The following is a 6,982-nucleotide window of genomic DNA, read 5'->3' as shown; positions in this document are numbered from 1 at the left end:
CGGCCCTTTTTGCGATATGGACTTTATTTCCATGATAACTCAGGATAGTGCTACCTCCCTGGTTAATAATGCTTCGGAATTACCGGGTTCAAACAAAAGCAGGGTCGTTCAAATACAACCTACTGAAACAATGCTTAAACAGTTGGCTTCTTTCTGACCAAGGTTCCCCAACTTTGTTTGCCTATGGATAACAATTTCGACATCCCCCTTACCTACCGCAATAAAGAACTGGTGATACCCGCTTCCTTGGTGATGCAGGGTTATACCTACCGCATTGAAGCGGAACTGGAGGGTACCCTTTTTTACTTTGAACGCGACGACTCGGGCGATTTCAGGGCCATTCTGCCACCTGACCTTCCGCAGCAGCAAAAGCTACCGGAAACGGGCATGATCCAGGCGGTAACCGAAGCATTGAACCAATTGCTGGCATAGCGCATTACCCTATTTTCATTCGCTTCCGGGTTGTTCGGCAGGTACCATTATACCGCTACCGGTTCCACCTTTGGCGGTATCAGTTTATACACCACTGGTGTAACAATCCTGGAAAGTAAAGTGGATGAAATCAACCCGCCAATCAGTACCAGCGCGAGTGGCGAAATGAGCGGGTTGCTGCTGATGGCGATGGGCAGCAAACCACCAATAGCGGTAAGGCTGGTGAGCACGATGGGCAGGAAACGGAGTTCGCCCGCTTCACGGATGGCGGTGTCCAGGTCCTTGCCTTCGGCGCGCAACTGGTTGGTGAAGTCCACCAGCAGGATGGAATTTTTAACCTCCACTCCTGCCAGCCCGATAAAGCCGATGATGGCAACAAAGGACATGGGGTTGCCGGTAAGCCACAACATGGTAACGCCACCAATCACACCCAATGGAATTACCGACAACACGATCAGCGTGCTCTTAAACGTCTTGAATTCCAAAATCAGCACCATCAGGAAGAGGAATACCGTTGCCAGCACCACCGTCATAAAGCCGCCGCCAAACGCTTCCTTCTCGCTTTCTACTTCACCGGCCAACTCCAACTCATAACCTTCCGGCAGGCGCAGGTATTTGGCTTTTTCCAAAAATGCCTTGGTGATGCTTTCTGCCAGCACGCCCTTGTCGGTAAAGGCACTTACTACCACAAACCTTTTCTTGTCGAGGTGCTTGATGGTGGTGGGCGAAGACTCAAACCGGATATCGGCTACCTGGTTGAGCGGCACGGGAGTACCTACGGCATTATTGACATAGATATCGTTGAAACTGGCCAGGGTAGCCACTTGTTTTTTGGGCGTGTTCACCACGATGTCGAAATCATCACCGTCCTCGTTGGTGAACTTACCGGTGCCTACACCAGCCACGGCCAGCCTTACCGTGCGGTCAATATCCGCGGTTTGGATGCCCAGCATCCGCGACTTGTCGGTGTTGATAGCCAACTTCATGTCCGACTTCATCACGCTCACATCATTGTTTACATATATGGCGCCGGGTACCGACCGCAACAGGGCTTCGGTGCGGGCTGCCAGCACACGCAAAGTATCAAGGTTTTCCCCTTTGATGCGGATGGCTACCGGCGCATCAATGGGCGGGCCCTGTTCAAAATCCTTTACTTCGATCTTGGCACCTGCAATACCGGTAAACTGTTCCCGCAGGCGCTCGATCAGCTTTTTCTTTTCCGTAGGTTTTACATCTTTATCCAACTGCACAAATACCTGGGCAAAATCCTGCTGTTCGTTTTTCTGTATTTCGTTGTAGTAAATCTGCGGGTTGCCCTTGCCTACGTTGGTGGTAAAATGGGCTACCTGTGGCACATCTTTCAGTACTGCTTCTACCCTCCTGGCCATGGCATCGGTGGATTCCAGATTGCTTTGCAAAGGCATGTTGATGTTGACCAGGAACTGTGGCTTTTCGGAGGTGGGAAAAAGCCGGAAGCCAATCACCTGGAACACAGCCAGCGAGGCAACAAACAAGAGCGCTGCGCCAATAAGCGTAAGCACCGGTCTTTGCAGGGCCTTGTCCAGCCACAGCGCATAGCTGCCATGAATAATCTTCTTCAGGCCACGGAGGAAGATATTGCCTTCGGGGTTATGGGTTGTCTTGAGCACCTTGCTGGCCAGGAAGGGCACAATGGTCAGCGATACCAGCATGGAAGCAAATACCGAAGTGATCACTGCCAAGGGTAAGCCCCTGATAAACTCACCGGAGGCTTCGGGCATGAACACAATGGGTAGGAAGGCAATGATCAGGGTAGCCGTTGTACCCAGCACGGCTATGGTAATCTGCTTGGTGGCTTCCACCACGGCTATCTTTCGGGCAACCCCTTCCCGCAGCCAGCGTTCGATGTTTTCAATCACCACGATACTATCGTCTACCAAAAGGCCAAGGGCCACCACCAAGCCAACGATGCTTAACTGGTTGAGCGAAAAACCCATGCTGTTGAGCATGATAATGCCCAAACCCAATGAAAGCGGTATGGCCAGCATCACCACCAGGGCGGCACGCCAGCCCAGCGGAATGAGGGTAAACAGTACCAGTCCTATGGCAATCAGGAAATCGATGCCCAGACCGCCCAACCGGCGGCTTACATTATCGGCCTGGTCGAAGTGGTTGACCATGGCAATGTTGGCAGGCAACTTTTTGGAAAAAGCAGTAAGGATGGGCAGGTAAGCCTTCTGGGTGGCACTTATGTTTTGCCCCGACTTTTGCGCCGCTGTAACCAGTACCGCACGGTGGCCGTTGAGGCGGGTAATATGTTTTACCTCTTCGTGGTTGAGTGCCACATCGGCCACATCTTTCAGGTACACCACGCTGCCGTCGGCATTGTACACAATGGTACTGGCAATTTCATCGAGGCTTTTAAAATTGCCACTGGTTTTAATGTTGAAGGTTTTATTGCCCGCACGGATGCTGCCCCCGGGAATATTGGCGCCTTCGCTTTGGATGGCCCCGATTACCTGGCTGAGAGGTATGCGCAGTTGGGCCAGTTTGTCCAGCTGCAAATCAATGCGCACAATGGGTTCCGGTGTGCCCCAGTATTCCACTTTCTTAAGGCTCTTTACCTGTTCCAGTTCTTCCTTGAGTTCCTCGGCATAATGCTTCATCCGGGCATCGGAAGCATTCTCCGAAACAAGGGCTACCTGCAAAACGTTTACATCGGTAGGCGTTACCTTTTTCACTTCCAGTTTATACAGGTCCTGCGGCAATTCGCTGCGCAGTGCGTTCACTTCCCGCACCAGTTCCTGGTACTTGTCGTCTACATTGCTGGTGTACTGGCATTTTACTTCCAGCACGGCCACGCCGTCATCGATGCGGGTAGTGATGGTCTTGATATCCTCTAGCTCACTTATTTTCTTTTCAATGGGTTTTACCACCAGTTCTTCCATGTCCTTCGGACTGGTGCCGGGGTAAATAACAATAATGGGAAACTGGGGCGGGTTGATTTCCGGGTCTTCGGCCCGGGGCATGGATAAAAGGGTGGCTACGCTCACCACCACGATCATCAGGAATACCACCAGCGTAAACTGGTAGTTGCGTACAAAAAATGAGGTAAATCGCATAAAAGGCAGTTGGGTGGTGAATGATTAGCGGATCACTTTGATGCGGGAGCCATCGGTGAGGTAAGGACTGCCCGAGGTAACAATGTAGCGGTGCCCTTCCAGCCCTGCATTGACAAACACCCGGTCGGGTTCAATGGCGGCGATCTGCACGCCTACCCTTTGCACGGTTTTGCCATCGTTGCTTACAAACACAAAGCCCTCTTTTCCTTCTGCTTCCAGCAAAGACTCGTAAGGAATGGGCACCAGTTCCTGTGTACCCGAAGTAAGAATTACGGCTTTGCCAAAGATGCCCGCGCCGGGTTGTACGCCTTTGAAATCAGGCTGGAGTTCTACTTCAAAAGAACCATTAATGGGATTTGCCGCTAGTGCCTTTTGGGTAACGATTGCTGTGAAGGTCTTGCCGGGAAAAGCATCAAACTGCACGGTGGCTTTATCGCCTTTGTTCACCAGGGCCCATTGTTTATCGGTAAGTCCCACTTTCAATACCCAGCGGCTGGCGCCAGATACTGCATTCATTGCAATCACCTGGGTGCCGGCCGAAACCTGTTCGCCTGCATGCCCCAATTGTTTTACCACAAAGCCATCGGACGGTGCATAGATATTGGCATACTGGCGGTTGAAAGCTACCTGGCGGTATTGCTGTTGGGCAAGGTCCAATCCTGTTTGTGCATTTTGCAATTGCTCCAGTGTAGCCACGCTATCCTGGTACAGGTTGTGGGCACGCTGGTAATCGCGGCGGGCTTTTTCTACCGATAGTGCTACCTGTTGTACTTGTGCCGAAATTTCGGTGGGCTTGAGTGTGGCCAGCAGTTGGCCCTTGCGCACCATCTGCCCTTCGGTTACCAGCACACTTTCGATGATGCCTCCGATCTTAAATCCTAATCCTGCAGTTTCTTCCGTACTCAGCAGGCCCGATGCTGCCACTTGTGCCTGCCGGGTGTCGGAGGAAAGCGGAAACAGTTTTACCGGTATGGATTCATCTTTTACTACCGCTGTTTGCGTGGTCGCCTTTCCGCCGCATGATTGAAGGACGATGAGGATAAAAGCAGCAAAAATTATTGGTTTCATGGTTGTTTATTTGAAGTTGTAGGAAGCAGTTTGACGTTCGAAATCGGCTAGGGCGGCCAGTACCTTGTAGTGTTGGATGTTGGTTTGCAGTTGCGCGTTGGTGAGGCTGGTGCGGGCGTCGAGGAACTCGATAAAACTGTTGATGCCTTCGCGGTAACCTTTATCAACCAGGCGGAAATATTGCTGGGAAGCCTGTAGTTGTTTCTGTGATGCCAGGTAGCTGTTGTAGGCCGATACAGCATTGTTTCGGCTAACCATGGCTGATAGTTCAAGCTGCTGCTCGGTATTCTTTTTTTGTAAACCGATTGCCTTGCCTTCAAGCCCGCTTTGCTCGATGCGGATCTGGTTGCGCTGCCCTGTAAAAATGGGTACCTTTACCTGGACGCCAGCCAGGTAAAAGAGGGACTTGTTATTGACTTTAAAATCGAAACCCTGTGAAGCGAGATCAACAAATCCGTTGAGCCTTGGCGTGCGGTAAGAGCGGTTCATCCGGTCTACCAGGGTATTGATGCCGGCTGCCAGTTTTAGGCTTTGCAGTTCTTCCCGCCCTTTTACATCGCTCTCAAGAAGCGCAGGCATAACCAAATCCGTTTCTTCTTGTAAGATGTCTACATGATCAGTCAGTGGTTTGTTAAGCAGGAAATTGAAATAAGCCTGGGCGTTCTGCACGTTGTTGCTGGCTTGCTGCAACTGGCTTTCCACCTGCTGTACTTCGCTTTCGCTGCGCGAAATGTAGGCCGGCAGATTCTTGCCATTGCGTTGCAGGGCCTGGTTTACCCGCAGGTTCTCCTGCACCACTTCCATGGCATTCTGGTAAATAACTACCGCTTTCGACGCCTGCAACAGGCTGTAGTAAGCCACCTTGATTTCCTTCACCAGTTCCCGCCGGTAAGCATCTATTTCGTACTGGGCCAGTTGTGTTTGCTGTTGCCTGATGGCGCGGTTAAACCGAAGATCGGGGTTGATGATGGGCAGGGTTGTTTTTACCCGTACATCATAAAAGTTGTTGGGCAGAAATTGCTCGGACACATTGCTGATCTGCGGGAACTTGTGGCTGTTGGTGAGTTGGTTGAGTGTTTGGTACACGGGGTTGAGCAGGTCGCCTACAGGGATGTCGATGCTACGCCCGCCTTGTGCCAAAGTGTACTGTCCTTCCAGCCAGGTAGTTGGAAGGAACAGGCTTTTGGCCGATCGAAGGGCAAGGAGGCTCTGGTCCAGGGCAATCCTTTTTTCCTGGAGCACCAGGTTGTTGGTCAGGCCTTCCTGGATATAGGTATCCGGAACAGTTTGGGCATGGACCTGCCGGGGCGTGCAGAGCAGGCCAACTGCTGTAAGCAGCAGCAATAAATGTCTCATATTGAAGGGTTTATTTATCGATGTTCAACATCTGAACACTGTTCACTATTGAGGCAAAAAAAATCAGAGTTTTTCCAGCATATCAACAAAGTTCTGGAAACCGCCATTCAGCAGCGCTGTGTGTTCGATGTGTTCGTCATGGTAGGCCTGGCAGCGTTCGCGACAGTACAGTGCACACATGCCATGCAAGGAAGCCCAAATCGTAAAAGAAAGAAAATTGACATCACGCCCCTGGAACCTGCCAGTGGCCATACATTCACTGATTACCTGTTTCAGATAGCCCAGCGTACGGTCACCCATCACCCACTCATCGTTCTTTTCCATTTTCATGGGCGCTTGCATGATGAACATAAGGTCGTAAAAATCCTTGTTGTTCTTGGCAAACTCCATATATACCCGGCCCATTGCTTTCAGGCGCTCAAAGGGGTCGGAAACAAACTGGAGTGGCTGCATCTGCTCCAGCATCCGGCTAAACCCTTCTTCATGGAGTGCATGAAAAATATCATCCTTCTCCTTAAAATATAGATAAATGGTACCCGGACTGTATTCGATGCGTTCGGCAATATTGCGGATACTGGTCTGTTCATATCCCTTCTCCAGGAAAATACTCCTTGCCGCATCCAAAATGAGGCTGCGCATATTTTCTTTATCCTTTTGTTTGCGGGACGCTATCGACATATTGTTGGAACAAACTTAATGAACGGTGTTCAGTAAAACAAGCCGGACTGAAATATTTTTAGATAAATGGCAGTAAATAGTTACAGCCGGTCATTTAGTGAAGTGCAATGATAAAGCTAATTCAGCTTTGCCTTATAAGGAGTGCCTCTTCTTTGCGACTTTGATCTTTTTCAGCTTTGCGTGCAAATCACAAAAAGCCACTGAATACTTAAAGGCTTTATGCGGATTGGATGAAACTAGAACTTCAACTACCGTTCTTAGGAATAACAGGGCGGCATTCAGGTCTTCCATCTCTTTGAGAGCTGGAAGATCTAGGTAACAAAAAAGCCCCTGATTACTCAAGGGCC

6 protein-coding genes are annotated in these 6,982 nt (G+C 50.4%); 1 reads left to right on the top strand and 5 read right to left on the bottom strand.

Features of this window, described 5'->3' with window-relative positions; all coding sequences use genetic code 11:
• Positions 1–183 precede the first annotated feature (183 nt).
• The gene (locus tag BUE76_RS10110) at positions 184–432 is read left to right on the top strand and encodes a hypothetical protein (RefSeq protein ID WP_073048184.1); all 249 of its coding nucleotides are present in this window, start codon (positions 184–186) and stop codon (positions 430–432) included.
• A 47-nt stretch (positions 433–479) separates the two neighbouring features.
• On the opposite strand, the gene BUE76_RS10105 is transcribed toward BUE76_RS10110, so the two are convergent.
• From BUE76_RS10105 to BUE76_RS24755, 5 genes are all read right to left on the bottom strand, one after another.
• A complete protein-coding gene (locus BUE76_RS10105; protein ID WP_073048180.1) occupies positions 480–3,533 on the bottom strand; it encodes an efflux RND transporter permease subunit in 3,054 nt (1,017 codons plus the stop codon).
• A 24-nt stretch (positions 3,534–3,557) separates the two neighbouring features.
• On the bottom strand, positions 3,558–4,601 hold the full coding sequence (locus BUE76_RS10100) for an efflux RND transporter periplasmic adaptor subunit (protein ID WP_073048177.1): 1,044 nt from the start codon (positions 4,599–4,601) through the stop codon (positions 3,558–3,560).
• Positions 4,602–4,607: 6 nt separating this feature from the next.
• Positions 4,608–5,957, bottom strand: a complete 1,350-nt coding sequence (locus BUE76_RS10095) for a TolC family protein (RefSeq protein WP_073048174.1) — start codon at positions 5,955–5,957, stop codon at positions 4,608–4,610.
• Positions 5,958–6,020: 63 nt separating this feature from the next.
• Positions 6,021–6,635 (bottom strand): TetR/AcrR family transcriptional regulator, encoded by a 615-nt coding sequence (locus BUE76_RS10090; protein ID WP_073048171.1) that lies wholly within the window; start codon positions 6,633–6,635, stop codon positions 6,021–6,023.
• A 132-nt stretch (positions 6,636–6,767) separates the two neighbouring features.
• The coding region (locus BUE76_RS24755) for a hypothetical protein (protein ID WP_216820651.1) at positions 6,768–6,982 on the bottom strand (215 nt) is incomplete at its 5' end.

It is taken from the genome of Cnuella takakiae (assembly GCF_001953305.1).
Classification (GTDB): domain Bacteria; phylum Bacteroidota; class Bacteroidia; order Chitinophagales; family Chitinophagaceae; genus Flavisolibacter; species Flavisolibacter takakiae.
This window is presented reverse-complemented; position numbering and strand designations above follow the sequence as displayed.

What these genes read in the sequence shown, in the direction of transcription:
- BUE76_RS10110 (WP_073048184.1), top strand. Translation starts at nt 184, where the DNA reads ATGGATAACAATTTCGACATCCCCCTTACCTACCGCAATAAAGAACTG.
- BUE76_RS10105 (WP_073048180.1), bottom strand. Translation starts at nt 3,533, where the DNA reads ATGCGATTTACCTCATTTTTTGTACGCAACTACCAGTTTACGCTGGTG.
- BUE76_RS10095 (WP_073048174.1), bottom strand. Translation starts at nt 5,957, where the DNA reads ATGAGACATTTATTGCTGCTGCTTACAGCAGTTGGCCTGCTCTGCACG.
- BUE76_RS10100 (WP_073048177.1), bottom strand. Translation starts at nt 4,601, where the DNA reads ATGAAACCAATAATTTTTGCTGCTTTTATCCTCATCGTCCTTCAATCA.
- BUE76_RS10090 (WP_073048171.1), bottom strand. Translation starts at nt 6,635, where the DNA reads ATGTCGATAGCGTCCCGCAAACAAAAGGATAAAGAAAATATGCGCAGC.